This window comes from Phocaeicola sp. (assembly GCF_057861905.1).
Genome location: NZ_DBMACV010000012.1, coordinates 1 through 17,789 on the forward strand (window position 1 = coordinate 1; position 17,789 = coordinate 17,789).

General features: G+C 40.5%; 12 protein-coding genes, 1 pseudogene and 1 riboswitch. Of the genes and pseudogenes, 6 read left to right on the forward strand and 7 right to left on the reverse strand.

All coding sequences use genetic code 11. The features are described 5' to 3' along the window. Positions 1-99: 99 nt before the first annotated feature. The 5 genes and pseudogenes from ACZM60_RS03750 to ACZM60_RS03770 form a co-directional block, all read left to right on the forward strand. Positions 100-918: pseudogene (locus tag ACZM60_RS03750) on the forward strand (SusC/RagA family protein); the annotation flags it as partial. A 12-nt stretch (positions 919-930) separates the two neighbouring features. After that, positions 931-2,562, forward strand: a complete 1,632-nt coding sequence (locus ACZM60_RS03755; RefSeq protein WP_021970741.1) for a RagB/SusD family nutrient uptake outer membrane protein — start codon at positions 931-933, stop codon at positions 2,560-2,562. 28 nt (positions 2,563-2,590) lie between these two features. Next, entirely contained in the window at positions 2,591-3,610 is a 1,020-nt protein-coding gene (locus tag ACZM60_RS03760; protein ID WP_489520863.1) for a glycoside hydrolase family 18, read from the forward strand. Between the two features lie 8 nt (positions 3,611-3,618). Continuing rightward, positions 3,619-4,812 carry a DUF1735 and LamG domain-containing protein gene (locus ACZM60_RS03765; protein ID WP_021970739.1) on the forward strand — a complete coding sequence of 398 codons (1,194 nt, stop codon included), beginning with the start codon at positions 3,619-3,621 and terminating at the stop codon, positions 4,810-4,812. A gap of 58 nt (positions 4,813-4,870) precedes the next feature. Beyond that, positions 4,871-6,814: a BT_3987 domain-containing protein gene (locus tag ACZM60_RS03770; protein ID WP_489520864.1), complete on the forward strand. Its 1,944-nt coding sequence runs from the start codon at positions 4,871-4,873 to the stop codon at positions 6,812-6,814. 123 nt (positions 6,815-6,937) lie between these two features. Here the strand turns inward: ACZM60_RS03770 and ACZM60_RS03775 are convergent, their stop codons facing one another. From ACZM60_RS03775 to ACZM60_RS03795, 5 genes are all read right to left on the reverse strand, one after another. Beyond that, a complete protein-coding gene (locus ACZM60_RS03775) occupies positions 6,938-9,232 on the reverse strand; it encodes a TonB-dependent receptor (RefSeq protein WP_445323127.1) in 2,295 nt (764 codons plus the stop codon). Between the two features lie 200 nt (positions 9,233-9,432). Continuing rightward, positions 9,433-9,780 (reverse strand): DUF8478 family putative metalloprotein, encoded by a 348-nt coding sequence (locus tag ACZM60_RS03780; RefSeq protein WP_021970735.1) that lies wholly within the window; start codon positions 9,778-9,780, stop codon positions 9,433-9,435. A gap of 672 nt (positions 9,781-10,452) precedes the next feature. Then, positions 10,453-10,920, reverse strand: a complete 468-nt coding sequence (nrdG, locus tag ACZM60_RS03785; RefSeq protein WP_021970734.1) for an anaerobic ribonucleoside-triphosphate reductase activating protein — start codon at positions 10,918-10,920, stop codon at positions 10,453-10,455. Between the two features lie 143 nt (positions 10,921-11,063). Next, complete coding sequence (locus ACZM60_RS03790) at positions 11,064-13,451, reverse strand: anaerobic ribonucleoside triphosphate reductase (RefSeq protein ID WP_489520865.1); 2,388 nt, start codon at positions 13,449-13,451, stop codon at positions 11,064-11,066. Between the two features lie 30 nt (positions 13,452-13,481). After that, positions 13,482-13,676: riboswitch (cobalamin riboswitch) on the reverse strand. Between the two features lie 252 nt (positions 13,677-13,928). Next, entirely contained in the window at positions 13,929-15,347 is a 1,419-nt protein-coding gene (locus ACZM60_RS03795; RefSeq protein WP_021970732.1) for a CCA tRNA nucleotidyltransferase, read from the reverse strand. A gap of 103 nt (positions 15,348-15,450) precedes the next feature. Between ACZM60_RS03795 and ACZM60_RS03800 the strand changes: the two genes are divergently transcribed. Continuing rightward, positions 15,451-16,284 (forward strand): hypothetical protein, encoded by an 834-nt coding sequence (locus ACZM60_RS03800; RefSeq protein ID WP_489520866.1) that lies wholly within the window; start codon positions 15,451-15,453, stop codon positions 16,282-16,284. 400 nt (positions 16,285-16,684) lie between these two features. On the opposite strand, the gene tatC is transcribed toward ACZM60_RS03800, so the two are convergent. Then, the gene (gene tatC, locus ACZM60_RS03805; RefSeq protein WP_489520867.1) at positions 16,685-17,476 is read right to left on the reverse strand and encodes a twin-arginine translocase subunit TatC; all 792 of its coding nucleotides are present in this window, start codon (positions 17,474-17,476) and stop codon (positions 16,685-16,687) included. A 5-nt stretch (positions 17,477-17,481) separates the two neighbouring features. Continuing rightward, a complete protein-coding gene (locus ACZM60_RS03810; protein WP_021970729.1) occupies positions 17,482-17,697 on the reverse strand; it encodes a Sec-independent protein translocase subunit TatA/TatB in 216 nt (71 codons plus the stop codon). Between the last annotated feature and the right edge of the window lie 92 nt (positions 17,698-17,789).

A 17,789-nucleotide genomic window follows, 5' to 3' on the forward strand; every position in this document is an offset into this window, starting at 1 on the left:
GCTGGAGTAGTATAAATGGGGCCAAAAAAAGCTTTGAAGGGGTTGTTATCTACAACAACCTCATATTCATCGTACCTATAAATCGTTTAGGACAACATTGCCTTAGGATATGAAAAAGAATGGAACAAATTCCACTGGAGCAGCAATTATACATTCTCTACCAATCAAAACAAGATTTTGGAATTGGCTGACAATGCAATCAATCCTGCAACCGGGGAATCATTTTCTATCAGTACATTGAACATGGGCGGACTGGGCTCTGCACGTTTCTTATTGAAAGAAGGAGGTTCAATGGGTGACATTTATTCAAACCGTGACTTGAAACGTGATGCTAACGGCAATATCTATGTAGATGCAACCGGACAGATTGCGACTGAAACAATTTCGAACGTAGACGATTATATTAAATTAGGTAGTGTATTGCCCAAAGCAAACATGGCATGGCGCAATGACTTCTCGTGGAACAACTTCCGTTTTGGCTTCATGATTTCTGCACGTCTGGGTGGTGTGGTATTCTCTCGTACACAAGCAATGCTCGATGATTTCGGTGTATCTGAATCTACAGCCGAAGCACGTGACCAAGGTTACGTATTAGTAAACGGCAATGACCAGATTAATCCGGAAGCATGGTATCGTGGTATTGGTAGCGGTGACGCTGTTGCACAGTATTATACTTATTCGGCAACCAACGTCCGTTTACAGGAAGCTTCAATAGGATATACATTCCCACGTAAAATGCTGGGTGATGTATGCGACCTGACGATTTCACTTGTAGGACGTAATTTGTGGCTGCTTTATTGCAAAGCTCCGTTCGATCCTGAAAACGTCGCTTCTACAAATAATTTCTACCAAGGTATCGACTACTTTATGATGCCTTCAACCCGCAACATTGGTTGTAGTGTAACTTTAAAATTTTAAACGTAAAACGCTATGAGAAGTTTCATAAATAAATTGTTATTAGGAACCTTGACAGTTGCCAGCGTAGCTTGTACCGGCGACTATCTGGAAATAAACTCTAATCCTTATCAACCGGGAGATTTGAGTGCAGACGATTATGCACTGGGTTCTGCCATGAATAATTTGGCCAGCTGTGTCGTTTCATCCGATGTTAATACTGCACAGTTTACAGACTGTCTGCTGGGTGGTCCCTATGGTGGATATTTTGCCGATAGTAATACATCGTGGAGTAAGACAATTGCCAATTTCAATGCTTCAGACGACTGGACAAGAGTATTCCTGAAATCGGATCGTATTATTCCTATTCTATATACAAATCTTACTGCCATAGAAAATCTTGCTACACAAACAGGTAATCAGGTTCCTTTGGCTATTGCTAAAATAATCAAGGTAGCAGCTATGAGTCGTGTCACGGATGCTTATGGACCTATTCCTTACACAGAAATTGGAAAGGACGGTTCTATTACGACTCCTTATGATACACAGGAAAAGGTTTACGACACTTTCTTCCAGGAACTGACAGAAGCTGTACAGGTGCTGCAAGCCAATCCGGAAGCTGCGCTGACAGCAACTGCCGATTATGTATATAGTGGCGACCTCACCAAATGGATTAAATTCGCAAATTCATTGAAACTCCGTTTGGCTATGCGTATTTCTTATGCTGCTCCTGCAAAGGCTAAGCAATGGGCTGAAGATGCAGTAAAAGAAGAAAATGGTGGTGTCATCGAATCAAATGCAGACAACGCTCAATGGAATTACTTCGGAACGACAACCAATCCGCTGTACACTGCAACTCGATATAATGCAGCAGAAGGGACTGAAACAGGTGGTGATACTCACGCTGCTGCCGACATTATCTGTTACATGAACGGTTATAACGATCCTCGACGCGAGAAATACTTTGTAAAGTCGGAATGGGGAGAAGGAATGGAATATGTAGGTATCCGACGTAGTATTGAACTTACCAGTCTGGGTAATAATGTCCGTAAATATTCGGGAGTAAATATTGGTCAAGGTGATCCTATTTATTGGATGAATGCTGCCGAAGTTGCATTCCTGCGTGCTGAAGCCAAACTACCTTCATTCAATTTTAATGTTGGATCAAAAACAGCCAAAGAATATTATGAAGATGGCGTAACATTGTCATTCGAACAATGGGGAGTAAACGGAGCTTCCACCTATCTGACAGATAATACAAGCAAGCCAACAGCATACAGTGACCCTGCCGGAACAAACAGTTATGCATCGCAACTGTCTTCTATCACAATAGCATGGGATGAAACAGCAAGTGAAGAAGTTAAACAGGAACGTATTATTACACAGAAATGGATTGCAAACTGGATGCTGGGAAATGAATCCTGGGCCGACCACCGCCGTACTGGCTATCCTCGCCTGATGCCTTCTACTGAAGCAGGAAACAAGAGTGCAGGAGTAGTTGACTCTAATGTAGGCGCCAACCGTATTCCTTATCCTTCAGACGAATATGTAAGCAATGCTGTAAATATGCCGGGAGCACTTTCTGCTCTGGGAGGCGCAGACAATTATGCCACTAAAGTTTGGTGGGACAAAAAACCTGGAAGAGAAAACATTCAGGCAGGTAACTAATTTTATAATCTAAAATCATTGGTATCTTATGAAAAATATAATAAAATCAGCGCTGGGATTGCTCGTGATGGGAAGCTTGTCTATGGCTTCTTGCACCGATGTGGAAAGTCTGGATATCAACAGACCAACTGCACAAGAACAAAACCCGGAAGCCTATGCCAATTATCTACAAAGCCTTCGTGACTACAAGAATGCAGAGCATAAAATCGTATATGCATGGTTCGACAATAGTACAAAAGTACCTGCCAGCCCTGCACAGCACATGACTAATATACCTGATAGTGTAGATATTGTTGCACTAATGTATCCAGAAGCTCTTGCTGACTTTGAAAAATCTGACATTGAAACAATGCATAGCAAAGGGTCAAAAGTCGTTTATACAATCAGTTACGACGATATCAAGACAACATGGGAAGATCAGCAGGCAGTAGCTGGCACAGAAGGTAGTGCAGCTGACTTCAATGCTTATCTTCAATCTGAGCTGGATAAACAACTGGCATACTCTTCATCTTTCGACGGAGTGATTGTCAAGTTTGTGGGGCAAGATCCTACATTTATGAATACAGCAGAAAAAGAAGCTTATACAACAACACAAAATATTGTGTTGACTGCTGTAAAGAACTGGAAAACTGAAAATCAGGATAAGTTGCTGACATGGCAAGGGAAACCTCAAAACTTGACAGACAAAACAATATTAAACGATTGCGAGCATATCATTTTAGATATTGATAAGGTAACTGATACAAACCAGTTGTTACTCACTGTAAAAAGTGCTCTTACCGAAGGTGTTCCTACTGATAATATTGTTATTGCAGTATCAACAACAGGAGCTGACACTTCTGATAAGAAAACAGGATATTGGGATACAGACGTACGTGCACTGAGTGAAGTTGCTTATTGGGTGGCAGCAGGATATCCTGAAACAGATGGTTTCACAAGAGCTGGTATCGCTATATATAACGTGCAAAACGATTACTATGCTACAGGTGGAACTTACACTTACGTAAAAGAAGCTATTAATATATTGAACCCGGCTCCAACTAAATAATCAGAATTATGAAAATTAAAAATATTTCTTTCATTTCTTTGGCGCTGTTAAGCGGAGCTCTGGCTACCAGCTGTACAGACGATATAGAAAATTTTAGCAATAAGATATTCATGACGGATAGTAATCCCGCTACAGTCTTGATAAAACCGACTTCAGTAGAAGAGATTCAAGAGTTCACATTATCTATTCCTAAACCGGAAGGACAGGATGTTACCTTCACTATTGCAGCTGACGCAAATTTGGTGAAAGCATACGAAGGTATATACTATACCAGTGGAATGGAAATGCTCCCATCTGAAAACTATGAATTATCAACAACCTCAGGAATAATTCCTGCGGGAAGTTTGAACTCAGATCCTATTGCCATCAAATTCAAGGGACTTGATGTTATTGATGATAGTAAAACTTATGTATTACCTGTTACAGTCACAAGTTGCAGCATAGACATTCTGGCATCTAACAAGACCCAATACTATGTTGTAAGAAAAGGTGCCTTGATTGATGTCGTACCAGATATTACAAAGAATGCTATTTATACAGATGCCTGGGCTACTCCCGAAAAGTTTAAACTGAAAAAACTGACTGCCGAAGCTCTGATTTACCCAACAGTATTTGGTGATGGACATGAAAGTGGCATCAGTACATTAATGGGAACAGAAGGAGGCTTCCTGTTGCGCTTTGGTGATGCAGGTCTGGATCCTAATGTTCTGCAAATAGCAACAAGCGGTGCTGGAAACTTTGCCGTATCAAAAGCTGTAAACCTGAATACATGGACACATGTCGCTGTTACTTATGATAGTGAAGCACAAGATTTGTACGTGTACTTTAATGGAGTAGAAGTTGATCACTTTACAGGAGTAAATGCCGGCACGGTAGATTGGAGTCCAGAGCATTCGAATGATAATGACGGCAAACCAAGAAGTTTTTGGGTAGGACATTCTTATAATGATAACCGATGGTTCGAAGGAAGAATTTCTGAAGTTCGCGTATGGGATAAAGTATTAACAAAGGAAGAAATCAACGCAGACAACCATTTTTATGTAGTAGAAAATCCTGAAAGTGAAGAGAATCTTATTCTCTACTGGAAATTGTGTGATAATCAAACAAATGATGTAAAAGATTATAGCCAGTACGGCAATAATGGTGTATTTCAGAGTGAAGCTACATGGTTGGAAGTAAGTCTTCCTGCAACAAATGAATGAATACCTTAAATTTAATTTGTAATTTATTATGAGATATATAAGTTTTAAATTAGCTTTCATGGCAGTGGTTCTCGCATTAGCGGGAACTACTTTCACTGCCTGTGAAGACGATATTGAAATCACAAATGGAATAACCAACCCATGGGGTAATGTGGATGGTACATTTGGTGCTGTACGTTCGGCTGCCGGAGCACAAATGGGAGCTACACTGACAGCAAAGAATGGTGAAAAAGCCACAGGTCATGTTTATTTTGAACTGAGCAAGACAGCTACTCAGGACACCAAAGTAACATTCAAGATTGACAACGATGCACTGACCGCCTATAATGCTGCTAATGGTACGAATTATACAACATATGAAGGTGCTACCTTATCAAACAACGGAGAAGTAACAATTCCAGCTGGTAAGAGAATTTCAGACTACATTGATGTCAATATTCCGGCAGGAAATTCTGGTAATGCCGTAGCTATTACAGCTACAGCCGATAACGGCGTAACTGTATCAAGCAATAATTCGTCTTACATATATCAGGTTAAATCGGTTACTTATCCACAGCACAATAAAGCAATCAAAAATTTGTGTTACATCGAAGTAAATAATGAGAACCCACTGAACGCTGGCGAATATACTCTTTCTAATGGAGAACCATTCTTCGACATCGTAAGTATCTTTGCTGCCAACATTAATCTGGATAGTGATGGAAAACCTTATATTTATTGCAACGAACAAGTCAGTTATGTTCTTCATAATGCAGACAAGATTATCCGTCCATTACAAGAAAAAGGTATCAAAGTACATTTGTCCATCTTGGGTAATCACGATGACGCCGGCATGCGTAGCTTAAGTGAAGAAGGAGCTAAAGCTTTCGCCAAAGAATTAAAATATTATGTAGATATTTACGGCCTGGACGGAATTGACTTCGACGATGAATATTCTTCTTATGCCGAAGGAAGCTTCAAAGGTAGTGCACAGTCTGGAACAGGTGTTGTAGCAAGTACTGCTGAATGTACACCTGAAAACTATACAAACCTATTGAAGGCATGCCGTGAAGAATTACCTAAAGAAGAAGGTATAGCCTTTGGTATTTATTGGTATCTGTACAGCGATCATCCTCTTGGCTCTGAAGTTGAAAGTTTAATTGATTATACTGTATATGGTCGTTATGGCTCTTTCTTCGAATATTATGGTCAAGACATAGACAACAAAATAGAAGCGCCATATGCAATTACACTAATTGCCGATAGTAACGGAAGTCCTGTTGTTGTTCCTGTTTCCGAATCGAGTTTGCAAAAAGTCAAAAATAATGGTTACGGTTATATGGCATTCTATAACTTAAAATCAAGTAAACTGTATACTTCAACATTCAATCAAGTAGCATCAATTCTTTGGGATGATACAGTAGAATGGACAGGAAACACTTATGCCCGTACAGAAACTTCTCCTGTGCAATACTCTAAACCGACTTATGAAGAATGGTTAGGAACTTGGACAGTCAAGGCAAGCGGTTCCTCTTTGTATTATTACGAAGCTGGACCATGGTGGGACTGGACTAACTCGAAAGAATTTACTGTTACAATTGCCGAAGGAGATGAAGCTAATACTTACAAAGTATATGGCTGGGAAAATTACTCAAGCAAAGTAAAAGCCATTACCGATCAATACCCGTTCATTGCACAGTACAATGAAGATGGTAGTATCTTTATTGATGCAACAGAAGAAATAGTGGGCACTCCTACTACTGGAGAGAATGCAGGCAATTATGTATTGACTATCGGTACTTACAGCGGACAGAAATGGAGTGCGGTTGACAACTATGCATATGGCAAATATATTCTGGAAAGTTCTCCTAATGGAGCTGTACAAATGTATTATTATAGTTCATCGCCTTTGAATGGCAGATATGGCTTTGGACTATTTAAAGTGGACGATAATACAAAAACTTCTGTTATGGATGTAACGGAAGCGCATTCAGCAGGCCATGTATATACTTTCAGCAGATAAACTGATACTTTAAATACTTTAAAGTATTACTAACAATAAAATCCGGATTTCAGCAAATGATTGGCTGAAATCCGGATTTATTTGTTTGATTACCGTGTCAGAAAACAACAGTTTACCAATGGATCAATTGAAGAATTTAATCCCGATAAAATATGTTCGGGGTTGAGTTGGCCCATAAAAATACTTCGAATCACGTAAAGCACCTTTATCCAAATCTTTCTGGAAAGCATTAAACATGTTCTGTACACCACCATTCACTTGAAGCTTCAAGTGGTCATTCAGCACAAACGTATAATTCAACTTCAGGTTCAGCTCCATAAAATTCGGTGTATGTTCCAATCGGTCTTTTTCAATATAACCGGCAAAGTGAGGAACAACCATCGGCCCTGTATAGATTCCAGAGAAAGAAAAATCAAAATTCTTCAGTGGGGCTGAAGTAAAAGTAAAATAGCCGTAATAATCCGGTGTACGAGGCATGCGTTTAATAGGAGCAACATCTGAATCTTCACTCCAGTTTACAGCCTCTGTATATCGACTTTGCTGCAAGGTAAAACCAAGTTGCAATTGTGCTTCACGCCCGTGAGCTATTTTATAGTCGATATTGGCTCCATACACACGTGCTCCATATCCGTTTCGTCTTTCCTGTATTTCCGCACCGGTGTCGGCATCCTTCCCTATTCCTGTCAGGTAAAAGACATCATTTAAGGAAGTGTAGAATCCTTCCACCAACAAATCCGACTGAAAATGTCCGATGTTGAAACTCCAGTCAACAGAACCACTAAAGCTATTCGAACGTTCAGGCTTCAACCCGTCGGCCAGACGAATAATCATCGCTTCACCACCTACAGCCGCTACGTGCAAGTCTTCATCGTAAGCCTGCGGAGCACGGAAACCGGTAGACCAGGTCAAACGTCCCTGGAGTTTATCCGATGGCTTCCACAACAAATTGACACGCGGACTGAATATAACATTATCTATCAGGTTATGCTTATCCAAACGGAAACCCGCCAAAAGCGTAAAATAGTTCATCTTCCACTCATTTTGAGCAAACCCGCTGATTATTCTCACATTCTGCCGTAAGTCGCGGTTGTAGCCTGTCATCACATCATGCAGTGAGTTATAGTTATATTCAAGACCTCCAGTAAATGTTGCAGGCGAGAAAAGACAATCTTCCATATTGCCTACGTACATAGCTCCACCTACAGCAGTCAAATCCTTTGTCTTTCCATAAGCATTAGGATTTTTCCCGGCTCCATAATAACTATTACGGTCTATATGCTGCACAGAGCCATAGACTGATAATTTATGACGATATTCATTAAAAAAGACATCATAAGTCAGCCCTCCACTATTGATAATATGCTTGGTTTGTTCAGTAATATCCGTTTCGTGAGGCTGAAGATCAAATTTATTACCCCCACGGCGGAACTCATTCGTCGTATGATACTCCAGACTAATACGGCTGAACTGTGTAGGACGATAATAAGAACGTAACCCAAACGTATTCATATTCAATTTGCCAAGTTCCGAAAAGCCATCACCATCTGCATCATACGGATTACGGTTACGGTACGACTGATAGAGAGCGATTCCATACGAATTATCTGATGAAACAAGCGAAGCATTGGCTCCCATATATTGCTCCCAGACCTTTCCATTCAGGTTTGACATGGTAGAAGCTACCTGAAAAGAATTACTCACAGGATCTTTCGTAATGATATTAATCGTTCCTCCTACCGCATTGGCGCCAAACAAAGCAGAACCGCCTCCTCGAACAACTTCTACACGTTCAATCATATTGGTAGGAATCTGCTCCAGACCGTAAACGCCCGAGAGAGCACTCATTACAGGACGACTGTTTATCAATATCTGCGAATAAGGGCCTTCCAGTCCGTTTATGCGTACCTGTGGAAAACCGCAATTCTGACAATTGTTTTCCACACGTAATCCAGACTGATAACTCAATGACTTCGCCAGATTGTTCGAATTGACAGCCTCAAACAGTTTATTACTCATTACATTCACAACGACCGGTGCTACCTTACGGCTTGTTTCATTTCTATTGGCTGAAACAACCACCTCATCTGTCATGATTGTTTCTTCTTCCATCACAAAATGTATGTCGACCGTGAAATCTTTACTTACCGTAACTTTCTTGGTCTGAGTATTGTATCCTATACTCTGCACTTTCAACGTATAATTTCCGGCAGGAATATTTTTAAAACGGAAATAGCCTTCAGCGTCAGTAACCGTTCCTTCTCCCGTTTCTACAATCAATACTGTAGCGTAAGGCAAACTATTTTCCGTACCTTTTTCTATCACGTGTCCGGCTATGATATTTCCTTCCTTCACCGGTTCGGTTGCTAAGCTCACCAAAGAACATAGCAATCCCATTATGAATAAAATATGTTTTATCATTTTATATTAATCTTTTCTTTTGTTACTTATTAACCTGTTCCGCCAAGACTTACCTGCAACATGAGATAAAGAAGCCTGGTTTGGACATAATTCAAGCCTTCCTCCGGCAAGCCTTCATTAAAGGCCATCCGAAGTAACTCACTTAAAATCAATCCAAATACAAAAAACAGGCACTAATTCGGTTTCCTATTTTTATTAAATCAAATGAAAAGATTAATGGGAGGTGCACGCAAATAAATCCCTTCCCCGTACAATGCCAGGGTATGGAATGCATTAAAATTAAAAGTTAATAAATAAAGTAGAGGAAAATCGGGACAGACTGATTCTGCCGTATGCCAGTCTAACGAAGTAAATGTAGACAAATAATGCAATGTGAGTGCTTGCCCGCCCGAATGAGAATGATGTTCAGTAAAAGGATGCGAATGGACTATAACAACCCCGTTCACCTCGTGTATATGGACATACAGTGTCGTAACCGTATAATATACCGCAAACAAGGTTAAAAGGCCCAACGCCCAAATGCGTATATGACGCGTTTTTACTTTCATCGGGCACAAAGATACGTGAAGTTATCATTTAAAAAAAATGAAATACCTTAAAACATATTATAACGATTTAAGCCATCCATAATACTTTGTACTTTTTCCATATAAAGACAGGAATCCGGAAAAAATTATAGTATATGGAATCTGACAAGATACACCCGTAAAGTCAAAGTAATGGAAACGGGCCTCTATAAAATAAAAAAAGCGATTGTTCGTATGAACACCGCCGATTTCCTAAAGAACCCCCATTTAAGGGTTCTTGCATCTTTTTCTCATCCAGTTGTTGTTTTGTTTGTTATCCTTCCTTTTCTTTTCTACCTTAAAGCAATCTTTCTAATCCTATTTCAACTAATTCCTGAAAACATTTACCTTTTTATCCTAATACCTTAAAATAAAAACCTAAAACTTAATACCTTAAATCTAATACCTTTTACTAAAATTGCTTTTTTACCTTAAATCTAATACCTTTTTTCAATTACCTTAAAATCTAGTCTAATACCTTTGTGTATCTTTATTATCTTTTGGTTTCACAACCATGATGCAAAGGTATGGCTTTCTATTTAATCGGCAATAAGATGGATGCTTTTTCTTCTATAATAGACGTTTTTCTTGATTTATATCATGGAACAATTTATTCATTCGTGTGCGACAACGAAAAGCATACACTACAAGGAGTTATTTATGTGTCAATTTAAGTATACGCTGGTTGCTGCTTCCCCGAAATTCCAGCTTCGGAGAATATAAAGATTGTTCAAAACGCCCGTCAACCAGTACATCAATATACGCCAATATCGGCTTGCGTTGCGGATCGGCCAGCAACTCTTCATAAGTATATCCCGTATAACACCAAATGTTCTGCTGCGTACGCTCACGGAATTCACGGACAAGAGAAAGAAACTCTTCGGGTGAATAGAACGGATCTCCTCCCGAAAAAGTAATTCCATCCAACAAAGGATTGGCATTGATTGCCGCTATCATTTCCTCTATTTTCTCCCGGGTAAGAGGTTGACCTGCCTGTGGATTCCACGATTCCGGATTATGACATCCCCGACATCGGTGTGTACATCCTGACAAATATATGGAGAAACGTATACCGTCCCCATCGACTATCGTTTCGGAATATGTATATAAATAATGTAACATAATAAAATTCAGCCTTAATCTTAACCACGATCCGAAATGAAAAAGGCTTTCCTACATACAGATATCTATTCCCCAAGGGGACTACTACACAATATCCGAACCTGTATGCAGAGAAAGCCTCTATTAAATAACAAACGAATGAATTAGCAGTGTTTTACTCTATCGCGTTCTTCTGCGCGCTTTGCCGAGTTCCAACTGTTTAAATCTCCGGTCAGATATCCGGTAATACGGCGCATGCGTAGAATATTTTCACTGTTGCAGATTGGACATTTATCGTAAATAACGCCTTTGTAGCCGCAGTTATGACAGGTATCTACCGGATGATTAATCGAACCATAACCGATACCTTCGTCATGCATTACCTTTACAATCTTGGCAATTGCTTTCACATTTTTCTGAGCCTCTCCGTCCAGTTCAACATAAGTAATGTGTCCTCCTCGCGTCAACGCATGGAAAGGAGCTTCACATTTTATCTTTTCTACGATCCTGATGGGTTCTTTCACATCGACATGAAATGAATTCACATAATAATCGCGGTCGGTTACCCCTGGTATCACACCATATTTACGACGGTCCATACGAGTAAATCGTCCGGAAAGCCCTTCAGCAGGAGTAGCCAGTACTGAATAGTTCAAATGATATTTCTGCTTAAATTCTTCTACTACACGATTCATTTCTTCTACAGCTTCATACAATGTGTCCCATGCCTTCTGACAATGTCCGTGTCCTTGTCCGTACAGAGCTACCATGGCATTGTGACCGCCAATGAAACCAATACCCAATGTTCCCTGATTCAGTACGTCACCTACCTCATCGTTCGGATTCAGCTCACTGCCTCCTTTCCACACATTGTTACTCATCATGAACGGAAACTGCCGTGCCAGTGCTGTACGCTGATACTGATAGCGGGCATAGAGCTGCTCGGCTATGAAGACAGCCATATCGTGTACTGAATTGATAAACGTTTCTTTCGCCAGACGTTCTACGGCATCCTGTCCCTGATTCTCAGCTACACTTTCAGCCTTAATACGCGCCTCGATGGCAAGACGCGGCAGATTCATGGTAGTAAACGACAAGTTTCCACGTCCCAATGAAGTCTTTTCACCGTTCAGATTTTCGAATACACGTGTACGACATCCCATCGTCGCCAGTTCATAACGGTAGCGTTTCGGATCGCTTGCATCCCATTTTTCGTGACGATTGAAAGGTGTATCAAGGAACATGAAGTTCGGAAACAAAGCCTTGGCCGTTGTCCGACAAGCTTTCAGAAACAAATCAAAGTTTGGAGCTTCAAATTCAACTTTCCCATCCATAGCAGCTTCAAAGTCCTCCATCGCACGTTTATAGTCTGCTTCAGAATAAGATACTCCATCTTTTATTTTGAATATCTGAATTGGAAATACAGGAACCTCTCCACGTGTACCTAAGCCTTCGATGGTCGCTTTCAATAATTCTTCTATCACCATTCGTCCTTCAGCCGAAGTATCTGTTCCATAATTGATTGAGCTGAACACTACCTGATTTCCTCCACGCGAATGCATCGTGTTCAAGTTATGGATAAATCCTTCCATAGCCTGATGAGTATCCTTGCGTACCTGAGCATACGACTTACGTAAAATGTGTTCCAGTTCACCGGCCGTCAGTGTAACGCCTTGTCCGGCCGCTGCCGAAAGGAAACTTTTCTTTTCATCCTCTGTCGGAACAATAGAAGTAAAACACTGTTTGGATACAGTCAGTATCGCAGCCTCATCCAACTGTATATCTCTCATATCAAGATAAAAGGAAACAGACGATGCTACTGCTTTCTGAAAACTCTTGAGTACACCTTTTGCCATGAAAAAATCGAAAGCCGGAATTGCCTGTCCTCCATGCTGTTCATTCTGGTTGGTCTGGAAGATAATAGTTGCCAGCGTTGCGTAACTCTGAATGGATTGCGGAGTACGGATACTTCCATTCTTTGTATGAAAACCACGTTCAAACAGGTCATCAAGATCATATTGAATACAAGTTGTTGTCTTGGTTGGATAATAATCCAGATCGTGAATGTGAATATCTCCCAACTGATGTGCTTCAGCATACTGCTTGGGCAAAAGGTATTTATACGTATAATCTTTGGTAATCTCCGAAGCAAAAGTCATCATCTGTCCCGCCGGAGTATGACTCGACATGTTAGCGTTGCTCAGATTTACATCATTCTTGTCGATAGCCACAATGCCATCCATAATGTGCTTCATCTGCGTTTTGCGGTCGCGTTCTGTATTTCTCCACTGGCGATAAATGATGTATTTCTTGGCAACTTCAGGCTGCACTTTCATCAATTCTGTTTCTACAAGGTCCTGAATCTCCTCAACTCCGATCGTCGGATTCTCAAAATGAGCAATAACACGCTGAGTAATTTCATCAATCAGCTCTTCCTGATGAGCCAGTCCTGTGGCATTGAAAGCTTTACTGATGGCATTTGTAATCTTTGAAGGCGAAAAGTTTTCCCGCTTCCCGTCACGCTTGATAATACAGATTTCAGTTAAATTCATACTGTTTGCTTTGAAAAGTTAATAAAAAGATTGGATTTGCTTTTCGTGGCAGGTCTTCTGACTGATCTCTCCCCGGCAGACACCTTCCCATTGTATTCAAACAATAGTGGCTTGCACATGCATTGTCTCCGGTTCATTAAGAATCACAGCAGCGGGTACTGTTGCCGATTTACACGACATTCCCTTTTGAAACGCTTATGTTACCTAACGAAAAGCTCTACAAAGATATATCTTCTGATCGAATAAATAAAAACGGACTAACAGATGTTTTTCTAAATTGAGCAACTTTTAAAACGCAAAACCAACCTACAGACACATACAGAGCGTACAAACGGACAACTCTTATTTATATAAACTTTTCTATTTGGATAATTAGATTTATTTCTTATTACTCTAAACAAGGAATAATCTTTTTCTTGTTTTCGGGTTTCCTATTTGCAAAAATACAGATCGGAAACCCGAAAACGGTATAATGATTTATTGATTGACGGGCTCCAGTCCCATTTGCTTTGCCTTCTTAAGCATAAACTCAAAAGCAGCATCGTGTTCATTAGGAATAATCCCATCCAGAATAGCGTCCTTTATAGAGCTTTTCAGACTGCCGATTTCCCGACACGGCTGCAAGTTGAATACCTTCATAATCTCAGCACCATCTACCGGCGGCTGGAAATTACGGATACGATCCTTTTCCTCCAAGTCTTTCAGTTTCTGACGTACCAGTTTGAAATTGTCGAGAAAGCGTTGTTTGCGCACTTCATTCTTCGAAGTAATATCTGCTTCACACAGCAGCATCAAATCGTCAATATCATCGCCAGCCTCGAAAAGCAGTCGCCGAACAGCCGAATCGGTCACTTCTTCATCGGCTATCACAATAGGACGCATATGAAGACCGACCAGCTTTTGAACGTACTTCATCTTTTCATTCATAGGCAACTTCATCTTCCGGAAGATTTCAGGTATCATCTTTTCTCCGATGAAATTATGATTATGGAATGTCCATCCTACACGAGGATCCCAGCGTTTAGTGCGCGGCTTTCCAATGTCGTGCAACAAAGTAGCCCAGCGCAACCATAAATTATCGGTAACCTTTGCAATATTGTCTACCACTTCCAGAGTGTGATAGAAATTATCCTTATGTCCTCTTCCATTTCTGACTTCTACTCCCTGCAAAGCAACCAGTTCCGGGAAGATCAGTTCCAGCAGTCCGCAACGGTCTAAGTCAACGAAACCTTTCGAAGGTACAGGTGAAAGCAATATTTTATTCAATTCATCGGCAATGCGCTCCCGTGAAATAATCTTGATGCGCTCACGGTTACGGCTCAGGGCATCAAATGTTTCATCCTCTATAAAGAAATTCAACTGAGTAGCAAAGCGAATGCAGCGCATCATGCGTAAAGGATCGTCACTGAATGTTATATCCGGGTCAAGAGGAGTTCGTATGGTACGTTCCTTCAGGTCGTCCAGACCGCCGAACGGGTCTACCAGCTCTCCAAAACGAGCTTTATTCAAACATACTGCCAATGCATTTATGGTAAAATCGCGGCGATTTTGATCATCTTCCAACGTTCCGTTTTCTACAACCGGCTTACGGCTATCATGGCTATACGATTCTTTTCGAGCTCCAACGAATTCAACTTCCACATCGTGATACTTCACCTGTGCAGTTCCAAAGTTCTTAAAGACAGAAACATGGGCACCACGTCCCAACTTCTTTCCGAACGCTTCGGCTATCTCAATTCCACTGCCTACTACTACCACATCTATGTCTTTCGACGGACGATTCAGGAATATATCACGCACGTAACCTCCTACCACGTAACATTCCAGTCCCAGTTCGTCAGCAGTTTCGGATATCAGATTGAATATTTTGCCTGTAAAGTGTTCTTTCAATTCCATGTTTATTACAAAATTAGCGTGCAAAATTACAAAAAAATGAAAAGCCTCGCAGGGAATAACTGATTTAATTGTATTTTTGTTCCGTAATAAACTGATTAATTATATGAAAAAGATAACTTTAGCAGCCGCAGCCCTGATTGTATTATTGTCAGGATGTAACAATGACAGCAAAAACGCAGGAAAACTGTTCCAGCGCGCGGAACTGGCTTTTGCTGCGGGCGACTATAACCTTGCACGGTTACAGATAGACAGCATACGCACCTATTATCCCAAAGCTGTAGACGTACGGAAGGCGGGCATCCAGCTCATGCAGCAAATAGACTTGCAGGAACAACAGAAAACGCTAACTTATCTGGACAGCATGATGGTCGTCAAACAGGCAGAACTCGATTCTATAAAAGGCAATTTCGTGCTGGAAAAAGATACGGCTTATCAGGAAATAGGAAACTACTTCTATCCGACTCAGGTCGTAGAAAAGAATATCGGACGTTCTTTCCTGCGTGCACAGGTTAACGAACTGGGGGAAATGTCACTCACCTCTATTTATTGTGCAGGAGGAAATATCCACCATACGGCTGTAAGAGTCAGCGCAGGCGATGACACATTTGCCGAAACACCAGCATCCAACGACAGCTATGAAACAACCGACCTGGGACGGGCCATCGAAAAAGCCGACTACAAGGTAGGCAATGATGGAGGAGTTGCAGCTTATATTGCCGCCAATCAGGACAAGAAAAGCCTCAAGCTGGAATTTATTGGCGACCGCAACTATAAGACAATTATGTATGCCAATGATATCAAGGCTATAACAGAGGTCAGCAATCTGGCACGTATCCTTGCCGGCATAGAAGAAATACGCAAAGAACAAAAAGAAGCAAACTTAAAAATTCAGTTTGTTACCCGAAAAATGGAAGAGGGAGAAGCCAAACAGAAATAGAGCTTCTGATAAAGTATCTCATAATCATAAAAAATAGTCATGTCAATACTCGAGTTCGGAGTTATGACATGACTATTTTTTGCATCGGTCCTCTAAGCATGAAAAGGAAATTTCTTTCCCGAGCAAAAGGCTATCTAATCTATTAAGAAACAGAGTCTTGAATTTCATCTACTAATCATAAGCTGAAAAGTAAAGCAACCTTCGTGAAGGGCGTGAAGGGCAAAAAGACCAATAAACACCTTTATTAAATAAAAGCGTCAGCATATCTCGTCAAATTTCTCCCGACGTTTTTTGAAAATTTGTACAAAAGTTTTTTGTTTTTGTACAAAAAAACGAGCAGGCAATTACAGAAAAAGAAAAACTTCACAGCACGTTTCACCGCATACCGCATCATCTCTTCTTATTTACCAGTTCTCCGAACAATCAGAATACTTACTTCGTATAAGACAAACATAGGAAAGGTCACCATCAATAATGTAACTACGTCGGAAGTAGGTGTAATAATAGCAGCAATGACAAGCGATATGATCAGTGCATGTTTCCGATATTTAGTCATAAACTCAGCCGTCAGAAAGCCAAGTTTAGCAAACAGCCATGCAAGAATAGGTATTTCAAACGTGATTCCCATCATCAAGCTTAGCATGGTAAGTGTATCGATATACGAATTAATCGTAATGGTGTTTTCTACTTCCGGACTCACCTGATAAAGGGCCAGAAAACGAAAGGTGAAAGGAAAAATCAGAAAATAACTAAACAATACGCCCAAGAGAAACAGAACATACCCCCATGCTATAACCCGCAACGAATAACGTTTTTCATTTTCATACAATGCAGGCGAAACAAAACGGAAAAGCTGATAAAGAATATAAGGAGATGCCAGTATGATGCCCGCATAAAATGAAACGTTCATGTGCATGAGAAACTGCCCCGACAATTTGGTATTAATCAGGCGGACATGAAAGTCGTTCGCCTCAAGCCCGGACAGATGCAAGACATTTCCTATCCACTCGAAAAAGCGATAAACATAAAAGTCATTATCCTTTGGCATCAGGATTATATGGAAAAGTTCATCCTTAAAGAAAAAGGACAATAACATAAGCACAACAACCACACACGCAATTCGTATAAGTGTGGCTCTCAATTCATCCAAATGGTCCCAGAATGTCAGTTCCGATTCATTTTTTTGCTCCACGATAGTTACTTTTCCTTATTTTCCGGTTTATCCGTTTTTTCAGCAGAATCTTTCAGATTTTCTTCTACCCCATTCATTCCGTCTTTAAAGCTTTTCACTCCTTTGCCTAATCCCTTCATCAGTTCAGGAATCTTTTTACCTCCAAAAAGCAACAGTACTATCAAGGCTATGAAAAGTAATTCTTGCGTACCGATTCCCATAAATAATAACATGGTATTCATGTGTTTTAATTTAGTTTTAATAAAGCAGATGTGTTTCTTTACCAAACAAAGGTAAAGATTGTTTTTAACTTGTGCAAGCCACGGCAACCCAC

Coding starts and splice junctions, on each gene's coding strand:
- nrdG (WP_021970734.1), bottom strand. CDS start 10,920: ATGTTACATTATTTATATACATATTCCGAAACGATAGTCGATGGGGAC.
- ACZM60_RS03775 (WP_445323127.1), bottom strand. CDS start 9,232: ATGATAAAACATATTTTATTCATAATGGGATTGCTATGTTCTTTGGTG.
- ACZM60_RS03760 (WP_489520863.1), top strand. CDS start 2,591: ATGAAAAATATAATAAAATCAGCGCTGGGATTGCTCGTGATGGGAAGC.
- ACZM60_RS03795 (WP_021970732.1), bottom strand. CDS start 15,347: ATGGAATTGAAAGAACACTTTACAGGCAAAATATTCAATCTGATATCC.
- ACZM60_RS03755 (WP_021970741.1), top strand. CDS start 931: ATGAGAAGTTTCATAAATAAATTGTTATTAGGAACCTTGACAGTTGCC.
- ACZM60_RS03790 (WP_489520865.1), bottom strand. CDS start 13,451: ATGAATTTAACTGAAATCTGTATTATCAAGCGTGACGGGAAGCGGGAA.
- ACZM60_RS03765 (WP_021970739.1), top strand. CDS start 3,619: ATGAAAATTAAAAATATTTCTTTCATTTCTTTGGCGCTGTTAAGCGGA.
- ACZM60_RS03780 (WP_021970735.1), bottom strand. CDS start 9,780: ATGAAAGTAAAAACGCGTCATATACGCATTTGGGCGTTGGGCCTTTTA.
- ACZM60_RS03800 (WP_489520866.1), top strand. CDS start 15,451: ATGAAAAAGATAACTTTAGCAGCCGCAGCCCTGATTGTATTATTGTCA.
- ACZM60_RS03810 (WP_021970729.1), bottom strand. CDS start 17,697: ATGAATACCATGTTATTATTTATGGGAATCGGTACGCAAGAATTACTT.
- ACZM60_RS03770 (WP_489520864.1), top strand. CDS start 4,871: ATGGCAGTGGTTCTCGCATTAGCGGGAACTACTTTCACTGCCTGTGAA.